The sequence below is a fragment of the Alteromonas sp. B31-7 genome (genome assembly GCF_015767655.1).
Taxonomy (GTDB): Bacteria; Pseudomonadota; Gammaproteobacteria; order Enterobacterales; family Alteromonadaceae; genus Alteromonas; species Alteromonas australica.
Genome location: NZ_CP065233.1, coordinates 3,882,896 through 3,899,282 on the forward strand (window position 1 = coordinate 3,882,896; position 16,387 = coordinate 3,899,282).

The 16,387-nt window shown below is 45.5% G+C and carries 14 protein-coding genes; 2 read left to right on the forward strand and 12 right to left on the reverse strand.

Features of this window, described 5'->3' with window-relative positions; genetic code table 11:
* Positions 1-86 precede the first annotated feature (86 nt).
* Both epmA and efp read right to left on the reverse strand, forming a co-directional pair.
* Positions 87-1,055: an elongation factor P--(R)-beta-lysine ligase gene (epmA, locus tag IUA53_RS16940; protein WP_196897475.1), complete on the reverse strand. Its 969-nt coding sequence runs from the start codon at positions 1,053-1,055 to the stop codon at positions 87-89.
* A gap of 72 nt (positions 1,056-1,127) precedes the next feature.
* A complete protein-coding gene (efp, locus tag IUA53_RS16945; RefSeq protein ID WP_044055985.1) occupies positions 1,128-1,697 on the reverse strand; it encodes an elongation factor P in 570 nt (189 codons plus the stop codon).
* Between the two features lie 36 nt (positions 1,698-1,733).
* On the opposite strand from efp, the gene epmB reads away from it, so the two are divergent.
* Positions 1,734-2,759 (forward strand): EF-P beta-lysylation protein EpmB, encoded by a 1,026-nt coding sequence (gene epmB, locus IUA53_RS16950; RefSeq protein ID WP_044446132.1) that lies wholly within the window; start codon positions 1,734-1,736, stop codon positions 2,757-2,759.
* A gap of 2 nt (positions 2,760-2,761) precedes the next feature.
* Here the strand turns inward: epmB and IUA53_RS16955 are convergent, their stop codons facing one another.
* Positions 2,762-2,953, reverse strand: coding sequence for a hypothetical protein (locus tag IUA53_RS16955; RefSeq protein ID WP_044055983.1), 192 nt, complete (start codon positions 2,951-2,953; stop codon positions 2,762-2,764).
* Between the two features lie 123 nt (positions 2,954-3,076).
* On the opposite strand from IUA53_RS16955, the gene IUA53_RS16960 reads away from it, so the two are divergent.
* On the forward strand, positions 3,077-3,391 hold the full coding sequence (locus tag IUA53_RS16960) for a hypothetical protein (RefSeq protein WP_044055982.1): 315 nt from the start codon (positions 3,077-3,079) through the stop codon (positions 3,389-3,391).
* Positions 3,392-3,401: 10 nt separating this feature from the next.
* Here IUA53_RS16960 and IUA53_RS16965 read toward each other — a convergent pair whose 3' ends face one another.
* The 9 genes from IUA53_RS16965 to nudF form a co-directional block, all read right to left on the reverse strand.
* Entirely contained in the window at positions 3,402-4,694 is a 1,293-nt protein-coding gene (locus IUA53_RS16965) for a hypothetical protein (RefSeq protein WP_231401180.1), read from the reverse strand.
* 75 nt (positions 4,695-4,769) lie between these two features.
* On the reverse strand, positions 4,770-5,441 hold the full coding sequence (locus IUA53_RS16970) for an HAD family hydrolase (protein WP_044446130.1): 672 nt from the start codon (positions 5,439-5,441) through the stop codon (positions 4,770-4,772).
* Between the two features lie 67 nt (positions 5,442-5,508).
* Entirely contained in the window at positions 5,509-6,987 is a 1,479-nt protein-coding gene (locus IUA53_RS16975; protein WP_196897476.1) for a GAF domain-containing protein, read from the reverse strand.
* A gap of 32 nt (positions 6,988-7,019) precedes the next feature.
* A complete protein-coding gene (locus IUA53_RS16980) occupies positions 7,020-11,519 on the reverse strand; it encodes a chemotaxis protein CheB (protein WP_044446128.1) in 4,500 nt (1,499 codons plus the stop codon).
* Positions 11,520-11,682: 163 nt separating this feature from the next.
* Entirely contained in the window at positions 11,683-13,578 is a 1,896-nt protein-coding gene (gene parE / locus IUA53_RS16985) for a DNA topoisomerase IV subunit B (RefSeq protein WP_196897477.1), read from the reverse strand.
* A gap of 141 nt (positions 13,579-13,719) precedes the next feature.
* Positions 13,720-14,310 (reverse strand): YqiA/YcfP family alpha/beta fold hydrolase, encoded by a 591-nt coding sequence (locus IUA53_RS16990; RefSeq protein ID WP_196897478.1) that lies wholly within the window; start codon positions 14,308-14,310, stop codon positions 13,720-13,722.
* A gap of 4 nt (positions 14,311-14,314) precedes the next feature.
* Positions 14,315-15,073 carry a metallophosphoesterase gene (locus tag IUA53_RS16995; protein ID WP_044446126.1) on the reverse strand — a complete coding sequence of 253 codons (759 nt, stop codon included), beginning with the start codon at positions 15,071-15,073 and terminating at the stop codon, positions 14,315-14,317.
* The gene (locus IUA53_RS17000) at positions 15,070-15,465 is read right to left on the reverse strand and encodes a DUF1249 domain-containing protein (RefSeq protein WP_044449284.1); all 396 of its coding nucleotides are present in this window, start codon (positions 15,463-15,465) and stop codon (positions 15,070-15,072) included. Before IUA53_RS17000 ends, IUA53_RS16995 begins: the two co-directional genes overlap by 4 nt.
* Before the next feature lie 41 nt (positions 15,466-15,506).
* Positions 15,507-16,133: an ADP-ribose diphosphatase gene (gene nudF / locus IUA53_RS17005; protein ID WP_044446125.1), complete on the reverse strand. Its 627-nt coding sequence runs from the start codon at positions 16,131-16,133 to the stop codon at positions 15,507-15,509.
* Positions 16,134-16,387 lie beyond the last annotated feature (254 nt).

The window sequence follows — 16,387 nt, forward strand, 5'->3', positions numbered from 1 at the left end:
GTGATGTTATAACATTCTTAAGGATGTGCGCGAGAAAGTCAACAGCCGTTAACCGGAATAAAGATTCCATTTATCGTGAAATAAATTTAAGCGCGGCTAATGGGAAAGTTAATGACTTCGCGGATATGAGAGGCGCCCACTTTCAACATAAGAAGCCTGTCTATACCAATGGCAACGCCAGCGCAATCAGGTAACCCCGATGCTAAAGCGGCTAAAAAATACTCGTCTATTGGTTTTTCAGGTAAATTGGCTTTTTTACGTTTCGCATTGTCTTGATAAAAGCGGTTTCGCTGCTCTTCTGGAGCGCATAATTCATAAAAGCCGTTTGCCAGTTCAGCGCCTTTATAGTACACCTCAAATCTGTCTGCGGTGCGACTGTCTTCTTCGTTGATTCTTGCCAGAGCAGCTTGTGTAGCGGGAAAACCATAGATAAAACAGGGCCGTACTTGACCGATTGAGGGTTCTATCACCACAGAAAAAAGCAATTGTAATTTGGCATCATCACTGAGCAACTCCGGTGTGTCGATATCAATGCCCGATGCCTCCATTGCGTTCAGTAGTTCGTCACTGCACGCAATAAGCGGATCTACCCCTAAATACGTAATAAATGCCTCTTTATAACTCATTTTATCGGCGGGTTCTGTGTCTAAGGTGGCCATTAGAAGCGCATCCACTTCTTCCATTAATTCAACATGGGTGAAGTGGGGGCGGTACCATTCAAGCATGGTAAATTCTGGGTTGTGCCAGCGACCTTCTCCTTCATGCCGAAAGGCCTTACCTATTTGATAGATTGCCCCGCTTTGTGCGCACAAAAGACGCTTCATGGCATATTCAGGTGACGTTTGAAGGTATAAGGTTGTCGGCTTACCTGACTCGTCGTAGTGAAATTCAGTACAAAACCCGTCAAGATGTTCATCGGTCACTGTGCCATGAGAAAGCACTGGCGTGTCTACCTCTAACACATCCCGCTGGGCGAAAAAGTCACGAATGGTAGAAAGCAATTTAGCTCGGGCTAAGCGGTTTTCATGAGAGGTTGTTGGTTGCCAATGATGCATAAAAAAGAAAAGCGAAATGTGGAATGAAAATGCCGATATGCATGAAGAACATATCGGCAATAGGTGTATGGCTTATTTTTGCGCGCGAGACACATATTCACCAGAGCGCGTATCTACACGGATAACTTCTCCGGTTTGAACGAACAGTGGGACACGAACTACAGCACCCGTACTGAGTGTCGCAGGCTTGCCACCTGTGCCCGCAGTATCGCCTTTTAGACCTGGATCCGTTTCAGTAATCTCTAGTTCAACAAAGTTAGGCGGTGTAACGGTAATGGGAGAGCCGTTCCATAACGTAATGGTACATACATCGTTTTCTACCAACCATTTTACATTCTCGCCCACAGCTTTTTCGTCAGCAGCGATTTGTTCGAATGTATCGTTATTCATAAAGTGGTAGAATTCGCCGTCGGTGTACAAGTAGGCTAGCTCTGTATCCATTACGTCAGCGCCTTCTACTGATTCACCTGAGCGGAAGGTTTTTTCAAGAACTTTACCTGAAATAAGCTTACGGATTTTTACACGGTTGAAGGCTTGACCTTTACCCGGCTTCACATATTCGTTTTCTAGAATGTTGCATGGTTCGCCGTCCAGCATGATTTTCAGGCCGCCTTTGAACTCGTTAGTGCTGTAATTAGCCATATTTCCTCTGTCTAAACATAAGGTACAAAAAGTTTCGTGGAACAAATAATACCTAAAAAACCGATTTCTGTAGAGTCAAACTGGCAAAAAGAATTAGCAAAGAGCTTTACTGATCCCACTAAATTGCTCGATTTTTTAGATTTAGACAGCAAAAACTACCGCCAACACATAAAAGCGCGTCGTTTATTTCCGATGCGTGTACCTCGGCATTTTGCTCACTTAATAGAAAAGAGAAACCCCAATGATCCTCTATTGAAGCAAGTCATGCCGTTAAGTGATGAATTTGTTAGCGAGCCCGGTTATACCCAAGACCCCCTCGAAGAGCATGACACTGCGGGTCGAGGCGTGCTGCATAAATACGACTCTCGCGTGTTGCTTATGGTCAAAACGGGCTGCGCCGTCAATTGCCGATACTGCTTTCGTCGCCACTTCCCTTATCAAGATAATGCGGTAAGCAAAAGGCAATGGGACGACGCCCTCGCCTATATTGCGAGTCATCCTAATATTAACGAGGTGATATTTTCCGGTGGCGACCCGCTAATGGCTAACGACAACCAGTTAGCATGGCTTGCCGAGGAAATAGCGGCGATTCACCACGTTAAACGTTTACGCATACATACACGCCTCCCTGTGGTGTTACCAGAGCGTATAGACCACGCCTTTACCACATGGCTAACCCGTTTACCGCTACAAACCGTTTTGGTGCTGCACGCGAACCATGCCAATGAAGTAACACCCGCATTGGCAGAGCGATTAAGTGGTTTGCGACGAGAAGGCACGACAATACTGAATCAGGCTGTACTACTTAAAGGCGTAAACGACAATACATCTTCACTGTGCGATTTAAGCGAAACCCTGTTTGATGCTGGTATATTACCGTATTATCTACATGTACTGGATAAGGTTGAAGGGGCGCATCACTTTTATGTTTGTGATGATAGCGCACGGCAGCTAATGAAAGAAACGATAAAACGTCTGCCAGGTTTCCTAGTACCAAAACTGGTGAGAGAAATTGGTGGGCAACCTGGCAAGACGCCTATCGACTTACATTTGCATCCATAATCTTACGCATAGGTGTCAATATTGGCACCTAGTGACGGGTTAGATGACGCAGGTTTTGGTACGTCAGCTGCTGTTTCCAGTAGCTGAAGCGTCGCTTTTCCTTCTTGCTCCTGTTGGCTTTTTGCCAACTTTAGCGAAGCTACCTCAAGTGACGCACCGGACGTTCCAGATGCACTTGCACCTTGTAAATCCATACCGATTTCCTTTGTTGCTTGTAGCAAAGTAAAAAAGTGGGCAGAATTGCCCACCTCTTAAGGTATCGACACCTTAAACAGTATCTTTAATCATTTTTTACATAGGCAGCTTTGAGGGTAACCATGCAAGCGATACATCAAAAACTTCAAGACACCATTCAAACCCTTTACCGTAAAGCCGTCGATGCAGATCAAGCGCTCGATCATTTACAAAAAGACCAAAAGGGTAAGTTTGCGGCGGTTTTCACCGCAGACAGCCCGTTTAATACCTCATCCAAACGATTTGGCCCCTACGTGGAAGAAATAGCGCAAGATTGGCAAGCGCTAAAGGCGATGTCTGAAGAAGAGGCAAAAGCAGCATTGCCTCTGCTGATAAAAAAAATAGAGTTGGCCTTAGTCACTATTGCCCAGTTTCAGTCAACACTGAGCAAAAAGTAATCTCGTGTTTCTAATCACGATACAGGGGGATGTTGGCTAGTCGGCGTCTGATTTCATTGACTTGTGCAATGTAAGGCGGGCTATCTACCCGTTGGTAGCGCTCAGTAAATTTTGCCTTGCTGAGCCCTTCGGGCAATCCCTCGATAGGGGGCATAATATCCAAATCAGATTGTATCCGCGCCACCGCATTTTGAACCTCTATTGCGTGATCTGGATGATTTGCAACCTTGGCAAATTCAGCACCAGCCATATCGGCCGCTAAATCGACAAAGCTATATCCGGAACCGCCTAGCCCTCTATCCATAAGTTCTTTAAATTCACCAATGGCCAAGGACATACCCGCTTCACCCATTAATTCTAATGCAGCAGAGATAATAAAATGGCGCGCTAAATCGTTGCGTTCAGCCAAAATTGCCGCAGAACGTGGCTTTAGTGCTTTGTCTGGATTAGGTTGAATATTGCCCACTAAATGCCCCACTCTGTGATGCCCAACAAAAGCGGCTAAAGCAAAAATAACCGCCTTGTTATGCATTACGGCGTCATCTGGGGTCTGACTTTGTTCTCTCGCTCTTGCCATACCTTCGCGTAGGTACTCTATAAGTGGAACCGGGGTAGAAGACAGGGCAAGTTCTCGGCCAGAAATGTAGCGCAAATAGTAAGCGGTAAGGGTCTCTAATTCGTTGTCGGTATCGACCGAAAGCTGATTACTGACGTTGTCAATTTCATGAAGCAGTTCGTCGAGGGGCCCCAGCTGTAACTCTACTTCATTATCTCTCATTACCACGGCTTCAACCCGTGTTAGCGCAAGCGTGCCGATTTCAGAACGGGTATAGCGATTGATAGCGGCCTCTGCTAAACCTAACGCGGTGTCACCGGGTATAGAGATATCTCCCAGGGTGATGTAATCAATTGTCAGCGCTTTACCCGGTAAAATCAGCGCCGACACATTAATATAGATGTCATCGTTATTCGGTGAAAAGGTAAAGGCCACTGTACCGCCATTCGCGGTAACATTCACTACACCTCGAAAATGGGGCATTGCGCGCTGCAGCACGCCCACCAAGCTCTCGATTTGAGTTTCAGATAACACAATGGTGTGACCTTCTTCCCGCTGAGAGAAGGCCGTATTGAGTTGCGCGAGAAGCGTATTTACCGTGTCTGCACCATCTAACTGGTTCGGGGCGCTAGCCGCCACTAATGGCTGTTTTTGAATAATCGCGATGCTAAGCCCAACCACCGCAACAAGTATTAGTATAAACAGGGTAACAAGCAGGCCAATTAGCCAACGAAATGCACGCGCCATAATTTAACTTCTAATCCTCGTGGCTAAGCCTGTGAAAATAAAAATAGTAACTGAAAGTCACCCGTAAAAGCTAGCTTACAACACCTCGGCTTCTAACCAATGTTGTAACGAGCCGTAACTGACGGTGGCCAGTCCTAAATCGTGATTCGCGGTTTGGGCGGTGGGAATAACCACGCAATCTAACTTCGCCGCGACCGCTGACTGCAAACCATGCATCGTATCTTCAATGGCGACACAGGCAGATGCTGCCACACCTAACTTTTCCATTGCCAACTGGTAACTTTCGGGGTCTGGCTTACTTCGGGTAACGTCTTCGACGGCCACCACTGTGCTGATGTATTCTCGTAATCCATAGCCATCTAAGGTTTTTTCGACGGAAAGCTTACTGCCACCAGTGACAATCGCCAAGGTATACCCCTTTTCGTGGCACGCCTTTATTGTCTCAGCAGCATATGGCATGAGTGGAAACGGTTGCTCTTTCAAGAAGGCTTCAACCTTTTCATGTTTTTCATTTTCTAAGGCTAGCGTACTTGCGCTAATGTCGAAGTGATTTTTTAGATCGATGGCGTTTTGTTTCACCGGCACCCCAGCCATCATATCGCAATACAAAGACTCAGAGAGTGACACGCCGTAGGGCAACAATATTTCGTACCACAATTTATAGTGGACAGCCTCTGAATTTATCAAAGTACCGTCATGATCGAACAGCAAAGTGGATGTGTTGGCGGTGACAGCTTTTTTAACCATGTAAACTCCTAGGTGCGTCAAATCAAATTTGTAACTTACGCCTCTCTCATCAGGGAATCTAGCGTGATTAGGTGAGTAATCGTATAAGTGCGGCTCTTAGCTTTTTCGCCAGTAACAAATCCCTTTTTGACCACGGCAGACTTTGTTCACCGTCTACCTCACTCCATTTTTCAAACGACGCTCTGGGTGACAAAACGCCGTGAGCATTTACTTTTTGTATGGTTTTGACGGGGTTACCTGCCCAGTGAGTAATTTGCTTCTCAGGTTGCCGAAACACATAGAGGCGCAAGCTTTTAAGCTCGAAGTTCAAGCGAATTAACATTACGCCACGTACTTCCTCATGAGACACACTCGCGAGTCCGTCGACCTCCCTTATATCTTGTTTACTTAAAAGAACATCTGAGGTGTCATGTCGACAGGCATTATCTATATCTCGCACAAGTCGCTGTTCGGCCTTTGGCAAGCAAAGATGCCAATCATCGTTAATGTACATAGCAGCGCCGCTGGCCTGAAACGCCGTCTTTGCTGCGTGCAAGAATGACGGAATACTCTGCTCACCTTGTATTCTCAATTTTTGCGCTAGTACGCTAACTTCATCGTCTAGGCTGGTCAGTAAGGCTAAACGCTTTTTCGACTGATACGTAGAGTAAATCATAGAAAAATATTTAACTAAACTTTCCGCCTGATAGCGCAGATGCGCGTCAATGGGCGTAGCTGTAGCATGGTGACAGGAAATAATTCCCCATAATTTTCCCGTTTGCATAATGGGAACAGAAAACGACGTTGCTACCCCCATATTTTGAAGGTATTCGCCGTGTAGGGGCGACACGCTGCGTAAATCGGAATAGGTCAAATCCAGTGGCGTGCCGTATTGGGTGAGGAAGTTAACTGCCTCCTGACGACTATCTGCAATGTACCGTGAGGGATTCTGATAATACATTTGCCTCGCAATGGCGGGAATGTCTGACGCAGGAAATTTTAGGCCTAGATAAGGCGGCAGCCCCGTAACCACTTTTTCAGCCACCACTTCCCCCGACCAATGTTCATTGAAACGGTAAAGCACAATTCGCTCACAGGGGAGGAATTCATCGAGGGTGTGAATAAGTTGGTTCCAGTAGTCATGTTCTTGCCAAGATGCATCAATGCGCGGCAAGATAGACGCGCGCAATTGCAAATACTGGCGCTGGGTAACCGTGGCGGTACTGCGTTCAATTTCAATTAAGATGCCTGCATCACTGCGATGACTTCTATAATTCAAAGACGCTGTCGTGGTATTGTCATTAAACGCATAAGCACGATTGCCCGCTTTGATGCCCAAATTGTACAGTAATTCTAAGGGTAGCCAGGTTAAATCGTGAACTTTTGTCCCCACGAGTTGCGCGACAGATAAAGGGCAATACTCAGCAATATTTTCACTGGCGGCAGTGACCGTTAAGCTTTCGTTGTCAATAAAAAATGCACCGCCAAAACCTTGAATTTGACCGCTTAAGTGCAATGCTTCATTTTCACAATTTGCAACGAGCTCATTGAAATCGTCGGTCTCCAAATTGGTCCCCTTAGTCATTTTCTGCATTGTTGTTAGCGGTCTAGTTTTTCGAGCATGTTATCAAACGTCACTGGTGCAGAGAACACGAAACCTTGCGCTAATTCGCACCCTACCGATACGAGGTAGTCCATTTGTTCTTCCGTTTCCACTTGGTCAGCCACCACTGTCATACCCAGTACGTTGGCGACATCAATATAGGCGCGAAGCAACTGCTCACTGGCATCGTCTGGTTGTTCAATAATTTGACGAGAAAGCTTCATTTCACTGGCACCACATTGCTGTAGCTGCGCAACTGCACTTTGGTGAATACCAAAATCGTCAATACAAATAACCGCGCCCATCGATTTTAGCGACTGTAATCGGTGGAAAATGCGCTTCTCACCCTTTTGGATATCACGCTCGGATATTTCAAACTTAAAAGCTTCTGCGGGTAGAGAGGTGCGCGACAGTAGTTGTTCGAAGCGTTTTGTGAAGTCTGATGTTAGCAACTGCTTTCCAGAAAGATTAACAGATACTCTAGGTAGAGAGATACCTTTTTGCATCGCCATTTTTAAATCGAACGCCACCAGCTCTAGCGCGTGAAATCCAATAGCATCAATAAGATTCGCTTTTTCAGCAACATCGATAAACTCTGCTGCCCGGGTAATATCTTGTTCATCATTCGCAATACGTAACAACGCTTCCATTCCCACTATAGCATTGCTGGCAATATCGTACTGGGGTTGGTAAACCAAACTAAACTGACGCTCTTGTAACGCGCTTTTTAATCGCGCTTCAATTTGAACCCGGGCTTGTGCCTTTTCCATCATTCGGGCAGTAAAATACTGATACTGGCCTCGCCCTAGTGATTTCGCATGGTACATGGCTTCATCAGCATGGTGTAACAGCACGTCTGACGTAATTCCGTCATTAGGATAGACAGCCACTCCCACGCTGGCAGAAATTGCGATTTGGTGATTGGCCACTTGGAACTCAGTTTCTACTTGGGTAATAATCCGTTTAGCGATTTCATCTATTTCATCTACACGAGCCGCAGAAACAATCGCCACAAATTCATCACCGCCTAGTCGTGCCAACATATCGGTGTCACGGATGCACTTATTGATTCGCTTCGTCACTTGTTTAAGTAACAAGTCTCCCACTTTGTGTCCTAAGTTATCGTTCACCGGCTTAAACTTGTCCAAGTCGATAAAAAGCACGGCGCACAATTGTTCCGCACGCTTTGCGTTACCTACCATCAACTCTAAACGCTCAAGCAAAACCGCGCGATTGGGCAGGCCCGTTAACTCGTCGTGGGTGGCCAAATATTCAATACGCCGCTGCATGTCTTTAATTTCGTTAACATCACTGAAAGCTGCAACATAGTTCACTATGTCGCCATCGCCGCCTTTCACAGCGTTAACGGTTAGCCACATAGTGACACTCGACCCACTTTTCACCTTTATCTCGGCTTCACCCTGCCAAAAGCCGCGCTCACTTAGCGAGGCCCGTATTCCCCGGTAAAAATCGTCGGAATGAGAGGAAGATTGAAGCATGCTGGGCGCATTTCCGGTCAATTCCTGGGTAGTGTAACCGGTAACTTCCGTGAAGGTTTCGTTGGCCGTGACAATTTTTTCGTTAGCGTCCGTCACTAAAATGGCTTCACTGGTACGCTCAAAAATTTTCCCCGCCAGTCTTAGCTGTTCATTAGCGTGCTTTTCCTTAGAAATGTCGGTGGCTTGAGTGCAAATGGACTTAATAGTACCTTCAGCATCAAAAATCGGAAAACGTACACTGTTTAACGTGACTTTACCTAACGGTAGCGTGAATTCATCAATGGTTTCCAATGGTGATAAAGTACGCATAGTATCTAAATCTTTATCACGAAACTGCTTAGCCGTTTCTCTTTCGAATATTTGCAAATCGGTTTTGCCCACCACCTCATCGGCATGCAGTCCAAACACTTCTTCAAAACGCGCGTTGACGAACTCGTAACGTCCCGCGTTGTCTTTAAGCGCAATCACAGCCAGTGAATTATTCATAATAGAAAGAAGTTGTTCTTGGCTCTTCTCTATACGTTCATGGGCCAATACCAATTCTGAATTATCGATAATAACAATAATTGCGCCTGTAATACGCTCGCGGCTGTTGAAGATAGGCGTAATGAATACGTTATAGGTTTCTTGGCTCGAAGGCTTGATAATCACATTCTCTGCCACACCCGTTTGCAGCGTTTTATTCAAACGCATTTCAATGTCTTCGAAATAATCAGGAAAGTTCAGGGTGTCCATGGGCTTTCTAAAAGACCCATTATTTAAATGAAAGCGCCTATTCGCCGCATCATTAGTGCGATTTAAGCAATGATCCATGTCGAACACCAAAATAGGAAAATCCAAGGTGTTATATACACTCATTAACTCACTGTTTACGGCTCCAAGTTCTGCGGATTTACGCATACTTTCTTCATTCACACTAATGAGTTCTTCATTGGTGGCTTGAAGCTCTTCATTGGTGGCTTCCAGTTCTTCGTTATTGGCTTGCAGTTCCTCGTTTGCAGCCTGAACTTCCTCGTTGAGCGCTTGCATTTCTTCTGCTGAGGCCGCCATTTCTTCGGTTAGCGTTTGCAATTGCTCTCGTGCTGCAATGAGTTCGGCCACGTCCGCTTCACTGTTATCCGCTTCCTGCGACGGCGAGGTTGATGCTTGGACTTCTACTTCGAAAAAATTCACTAAAAAATGAGAAGGCGAGTGGGTCTCTAACGGCAGGATCCGCATTTTCCATTGCTTTTCGTCACTTTCGTCCAGCTGCTTACTTCGGCTGACGATCATCTCACCTGTTCGACTGGCTTTGTTCATGCAGGAGATAAGCTCAGCGGAAAACGGCGCCGCAATGAGTTTTGATAAATTAAGATCGGGAATGCCTGATGGAAAACGAATAAAAGGCTCAAGCCGACCATGCGAATGCAAAATAGAGAAGCGTTCATTAATCAATAAGCTAGGGCCAAAACAATCTAACACCGAACGGGTGAAGATGTTTTCATAGCTGTTAGTGACCGTGTCTTTCACTTTCGATGTGGATAAGTGACTTTTCAGCATTTTCGGCAAATTAGGCCGCTTCGAAGCTTGGCTAACCTTGAAAATGCGGCAACGCCTATCAAGGGCCACAAACATATCTTCGGTGGACCCAATAGATTCAGATTTTCCTAAGAAAAGAACACCATCTTTGAGCAGTGAATACCTAAATAGCGATAACACCCTATGCTGCAACTCGCTGTTGAAATAAATAAGTACGTTGCGAAACGACACCATATCTAAATGTAAAAATGGCGGGTCGCGCGTAATGTCTTGGCGCGAAAATGTAATCACGTCTCGTAATTGCTTCTGAGGATAATAAGCGTCTCTCTCGTAGCGAAAGTACTTATCCATCATTTCACTGTCTAAGCCTGACATGGATTGCACCGAATAGGCACCTTTGCGCGCTACGTTTAAAGCATGTTCATCAATATCAGTGGCAAAAACTTGAAGCGTAATCTCTAAGTTTGCATTTTCTATGGCTTCGAGAAATACGATGGCGAGTGAATAAGCTTCTTCCCCCGTGGCACAGCCTGCCACCCAAAGACGAACACTATCGCCGTTACGCTTTCGCGCTATAATTTCTTCAATGTGATGACGAATGGCGTTAAAGGCCTTGGCGTCACGGAAGAAATCGGTGACCGAAATAAGCAACTCTTTCGAGAGGGCGACGACTTCGTCTGCATTTTCGTCAAGGTAGCTAAGATACTCTTTTAGTTCCGTTGTTTGCGTAGCAATAAGACGACGATTAACCCGGCGTAGCAAGGTAGATTGTTTGTAGAAACTAAAGTCAATTTTAGTGGCTTCACGAATTTTTCCGTAAAGTTCACTCATTAGCTCATGCCGATCATCTTCTTGAGAAGAAAACACGTTTCGGGAAATGTTTTGCGAAATATGGGCAATTTCCTGCCCCATTTCTTGCGGCTCTAAAATACCGTCAACCGCAACACTTTCCAGTGCCGCTTTGGGCATGCCGTCATACTTTGCGGTGGCTGGGTCTTGTACAAATGCAAAGCCCCCCACACTTTTAATGGCTTTTAGACCACGGGCGCCATCACCGCCAGTGCCCGATAAAATAACGCCAATGGCATGGTCCCCAATTTCATCGGCTAATGACTCAAACAAAAGATTGACCGAAGGCTTTGGAGACAATTCGCTGGGCGTCTTGTCTAAGGCAATGCGCCCTTCGGTATAACGCAAATGGTAACCCGGCGGCCCTACGTATATGGTATTGGCTTTAACGCGACATTGCTGGCTAGCTTCTTCTACAGGATATTCGGTTTCACGCGCCAAAATATCCGACATTTGACTTTTATGGGAGGGTGATAAGTGCTGTGCAATAATAAAAGAGGCGTTGATTGACTTAGGTAGGTTGCTAACAAGATTAATCAGTGCTTCGATGCCTCCCGCTGAAGAGCCTACGCCAACGACAAATGGTGCAACGTCAGTTTTCCCATCATTCGATACAGGTAAAGAATCCATTTTACATTTCGCCTCATTTTAACAACCGGTTCTCAGCCCCCAAAGGAACACCGTCACTATACCAGTAACCCTTCAACCAACCCATACTAAAGTATAGGTTTGAGGGTATAAAAAAGGGGTAATTGTTATCATTACCCCTTAGTATGATTCGAATTGTCGCGAACTACAGATCAACTTCTGCCATATTTCCTTTGCTTTCTAACCAAACTTTCCTGTCACCTGAGCGCTTTTTCGCGAGTAACATATCCATCAGTTCTAACATTTCTTCGGCATCTTCAATGGTTAGTTGAACCAATCGGCGCGTGTTGGGATCCATAGTAGTTTCACGCAATTGCATCGGGTTCATTTCGCCCAGTCCTTTGAAGCGCTGTACGTTTACCTTACCGCGTTTTTTTTCTGCTTCTATGCGATCTAAAATGCCCTGCTTTTCACTCTCATCCAGCGCATAGAAAACCTCTTTACCAACGTCGATCCTAAACAAAGGAGGCATAGCCACATAAACATGCCCATGATTCACCAAGGTTCTGAAATGTTTCACGAATAACGCGCATAGCAGGGTAGCGATATGCAGTCCATCGGAGTCAGCATCGGCCAGAATACATATTTTTCCATAGCGCAGACCCGATAAATCTGAAGAGTCAGGGTCTATGCCTAAGGCAACCGAGATATCGTGAATCTCTTGCGACGCTAATACTTGGGACGAGTCGACTTCCCAGCTATTTAGAATTTTTCCGCGCAGCGGCATGATGGCTTGAAACTCGCGATCTCTCGCTTGCTTTGCTGAACCACCCGCGGAATCCCCTTCCACGAGGAAAAGTTCAGAGTATGAGATATCTTGCGAGGAACAATCGGTTAATTTTCCTGGTAAGGCGGGCCCTTGCGTTACCTTCTTACGCGCGACTTTTTTGGTTTGACGTAACCGGCGTTGAGCATTGTTAATACACATTTCAGCTAACGCTTCAGCCACTTCAGTATGCTGATTTAACCACAGGCTAAATGCGTCTTTAACCACGCCAGAGACAAAAGCTGACGCTTGCCGAGAAGACAGTCGCTCTTTGGTTTGCCCCGCAAATTGTGGATCTTGCATTTTCGTTGATAAAATATAAGCACAACGGTCCCAAATATCATCTGGAGAAAGCTTCACACCGCGGGGCATTAAATTTCTAAATTCACAGAATTCGCGCATAGACTCCAGCAAGCCCTGCCTGAGCCCGTTAACATGGGTTCCGCCTTGTGCGGTTGGAATAAGGTTAACGTAACTTTCTGTGACCAACTCGCCGCCTTCAGGCAGCCACATTACCGCCCAGTCGGCAGCTTCAGTATTGCCACTAAAGTTACCAATGAAGGGACTATCGGTGGGCAAGGTTTCAAACTCTTCAACGGCTTGGTATAGGTAGTCTTTCAAGCCATCTTCAAAGTACCATTCTTGGCTGTCTTTGGTTATTTTATTATCAAAACGAATGCGCAGGCCGGGGCTTAATACTGCCTTCGCACGAAGGTTGTGCATTAAGCGGCTTACTGAAAACTTCGCTGAATCAAAGTATTGTGCATCAGGCCAGAAGTGAACACGGGTCCCCGTGTTACGCTTACCACAGCTATCAATAACCGCTAAATCTTCCACTTTGTCGCCATTTTCAAAGGCGATTTGATACACCTTACTATCTCGACGAATCGTCACTTCAACACGGGTAGAAAGGGCGTTTACAACTGATATCCCCACACCATGTAAACCACCTGAAAATGCGTAGTTCTTGTTTGAAAACTTGCCCCCTGCATGTAATTTACAGAGGATAAGCTCCACCCCAGAGATTTTCTCTTCTGGGTGAATATCTACCGGCATGCCTCGACCATCATCAATCACTTCTAAAGATTGATCTTCATGCAATATCACTTTGATATTAGATGCGTGTCCCGCTAAGGCTTCATCTACACTGTTATCGATGACTTCCTGCCCAAGGTGATTAGGGCGCGTGGTATCGGTATACATCCCCGGACGACGTTTAACCGGGTCTAAGCCATTTAAAACTTCAATTGCATCTGAATTATATTGATTTGACATAGTTATGGTTGTTATTTAAGCCAGCAATAAGAAAAACATGCACACATGCACATGACGAAAGCAAACGATTTTGATGTTATCAAGGCTTTTCGAGCCTAGCAACGAAAAGCACGTTTACCGTGTTGCGTGTCAACCTACTCACTATTTTATCCCGTTAAGCAGGAATTCAGCGATATCGGGTAAGTGACGTGAGTAATCAACAAAACTGTGGTCTCCACCTTGCTCTACAATAAGGTGGCTATGGGCATATTTTTGTTCTGCCTGACGATAATCTAAGGTCTCGTCGTCAGTTTGCAACATTACGCGATAGGCACTGGGATTATTCAACCTGGCGGTATCCAACTGTTTTAAAACATCTATATCGCTAGGCACAATATTAAACCCTTCATTGGTGTAAGGATTAACATGTTCTCCCAGGTAGTTTTGGAGTAGTTCATAGGGACGTACGGCTGGGTTGACTAATACAGCCTTACCACCATACTTTTCAATCAAGTAGGTTGATAAGTAACCGCCCATGGAACTGCCTATCGCTTTTAGCCCATTTTCAATCAGTCCAGGGTGCTGCGCAATGAGGGTAAGAAGCTGCTGTTCAACATGGGTTGGGGAATTGGATAGCTGCGGAATGTGCAACTGAACGTCAGGGTAGTACTGGGCGAAATATTCTCTCGTGGCTTGCGCTTTCACCGACGCCGGCGAACTTAAAAATCCATGAAGATACAAGATGTGATGCATAGGGTTAAAGTCTCTCTATATGCCGTGTTACGGCACCTGTGTCGTGAAGTGTAATAATTTGCCCGCCCGGAGTGAGCTCACTTACCCCAAATTCTGAGGTCATTGCCCACTGCCAACAGGTTGATGGCGCGCCAAACACCGGCACTTTGTGTTCCTCGCCTAACTCATCAAAAATAGGATAATGAACGTGACCGTGTATGATACCTCGGATTAACCTTTGGGTATTTAGCCAATGCAGTAAATCGCTGGGGTTCACCAAAGCATGTTTATCCATCCAACTGTTACTTGGGCGTATATGGTGATGCAAACACAACAAATGAAAAGCAGAAGAGTGTTGTGTTACATCATCAGAAATATTGGCAAGTTGCTGGCTGCACACCTTACCACTTGCTCCCTTCCCTCGGGTGTCTAAGCCATGAATTTGCCAATTCCTTAGCGCCACACTCTTGCCCGGGGCAAGTGTCACATCCCCCAAAAACTCTTGGAAATACGGGTTGTCATCATGGTTACCAGGAATCACAAAAAATGGCACAGGCGAAAAATGCGCTACCAGCGAGAGGAAATGGTGATAACTTTGTGCTGAATTATCACCGGAAATATCGCCGGTAACCACAATAGCCTCGACGCCAAAATGGTTAACTTTGTTTGCAAAAGCGCGTTTAAGAAGGCTTTTTAACGAAGAAAATGGGTTAACTTGCCCATAACCACTGCGGCTAACGTCTGCAAATAGATGACAATCTGACAGGTGCAGTAACCGAATCACGCTTCAGACGCCACCTTGGGTTTCAAGCTAAGACAGAAGTGAAGCCATTCAGCGAGAAAAATATTCACCATTTGCTTTTCGTTGCGTTGTCGCATCTTAATATTGGGGTAATCGTACGAGGGGGCCAAAGCCCCTGTATTCTGACTATTGATCACTTCCGCCATTCTTGCATCATGATACAACCGCACTGTCATTGATGGCGTCAGGTATGCCGGCATGTCTTTGGTGGTTTGTTGTACAGTAAGCGTGCTGGTGTAGCGAGAACTTTCAATGATTCTAATTTCATAGGTTAGCGTGTCTCCTACTGCAAAAACGTACTTCAACGCTTCAGTATCGCAATCGGGTAAAATTTTTAGCACGTGTGCGTAGTTTAACTCACACAGTGCCTGCATAGTTGCTAACTTCGGAACATATTTTCGCTGCGTTAAAGAAGTCACCTGGTCTGCCACTGCTCCTGTAGTTTTGTTTTGTTCATGAAAAACCATTGTAGCGCAATTACTGCCGCAGCGTTGTCTATAAGGCCACTTTCTAGCCATTCAAGGGCAGTTTCCTCTGAAACCCGATGCACTTTTATATCTTCAGACTCTGTGGCTAAACCATGAATCCCCTGGGCTAAGGTGGCATCGGTTTTAGCTACATAAATGTGCAGGCGCTCTGTGGTACCTCCAGGACTAGACAAATAACTTAACGCCTTGATTAATCCGTCTAACCTAATACCCGCCTCTTCCATGGATTCTCGATGACAAACGGCTTCCGGCGTTTCTCCTTCATCAATCATCCCCGCAATAATTTCTATCATCCAAGGGGTTGAAGATGTGGCCAGTGCCCCAATTCTAACCTGCTCAATTAACACAAACTCTTTTTGAACTGGGTCGTAAGGCAAAACGCCAACAGCGTGACCTCGCTCGAAAATTTCTCGTTTAACCATGGCGCTCCATTCGCCGTTAAAACATTTGTGCCTAAATTGATATTCTTGCATGGTAAAAAAACCACGATAAACTGGCGTGATTTGAGATATTTCCACATCGTTTGAGGTAAATGAAAGGATTTTCTTGCTCATTTGCAGACACTTTTGGTTTGAAACGCTTTATCATGCATAGTACAGATTGACTCCATTTTTGTATACGCTGCGCTTTTTGCAACGAGGGTGGATAAAACACGAGAGCAAATATAATTATTAGCTTGGGTACTGGTGAAATATAAAGGCCAGATCACACATTCTGTTACAGTTAAACCAAGACTGTTACGAGAAGACGCTTTCGGTTTACCGTTAATTATTCTTAAACTAATAAAATTCGCAGTCTATAAGACTCA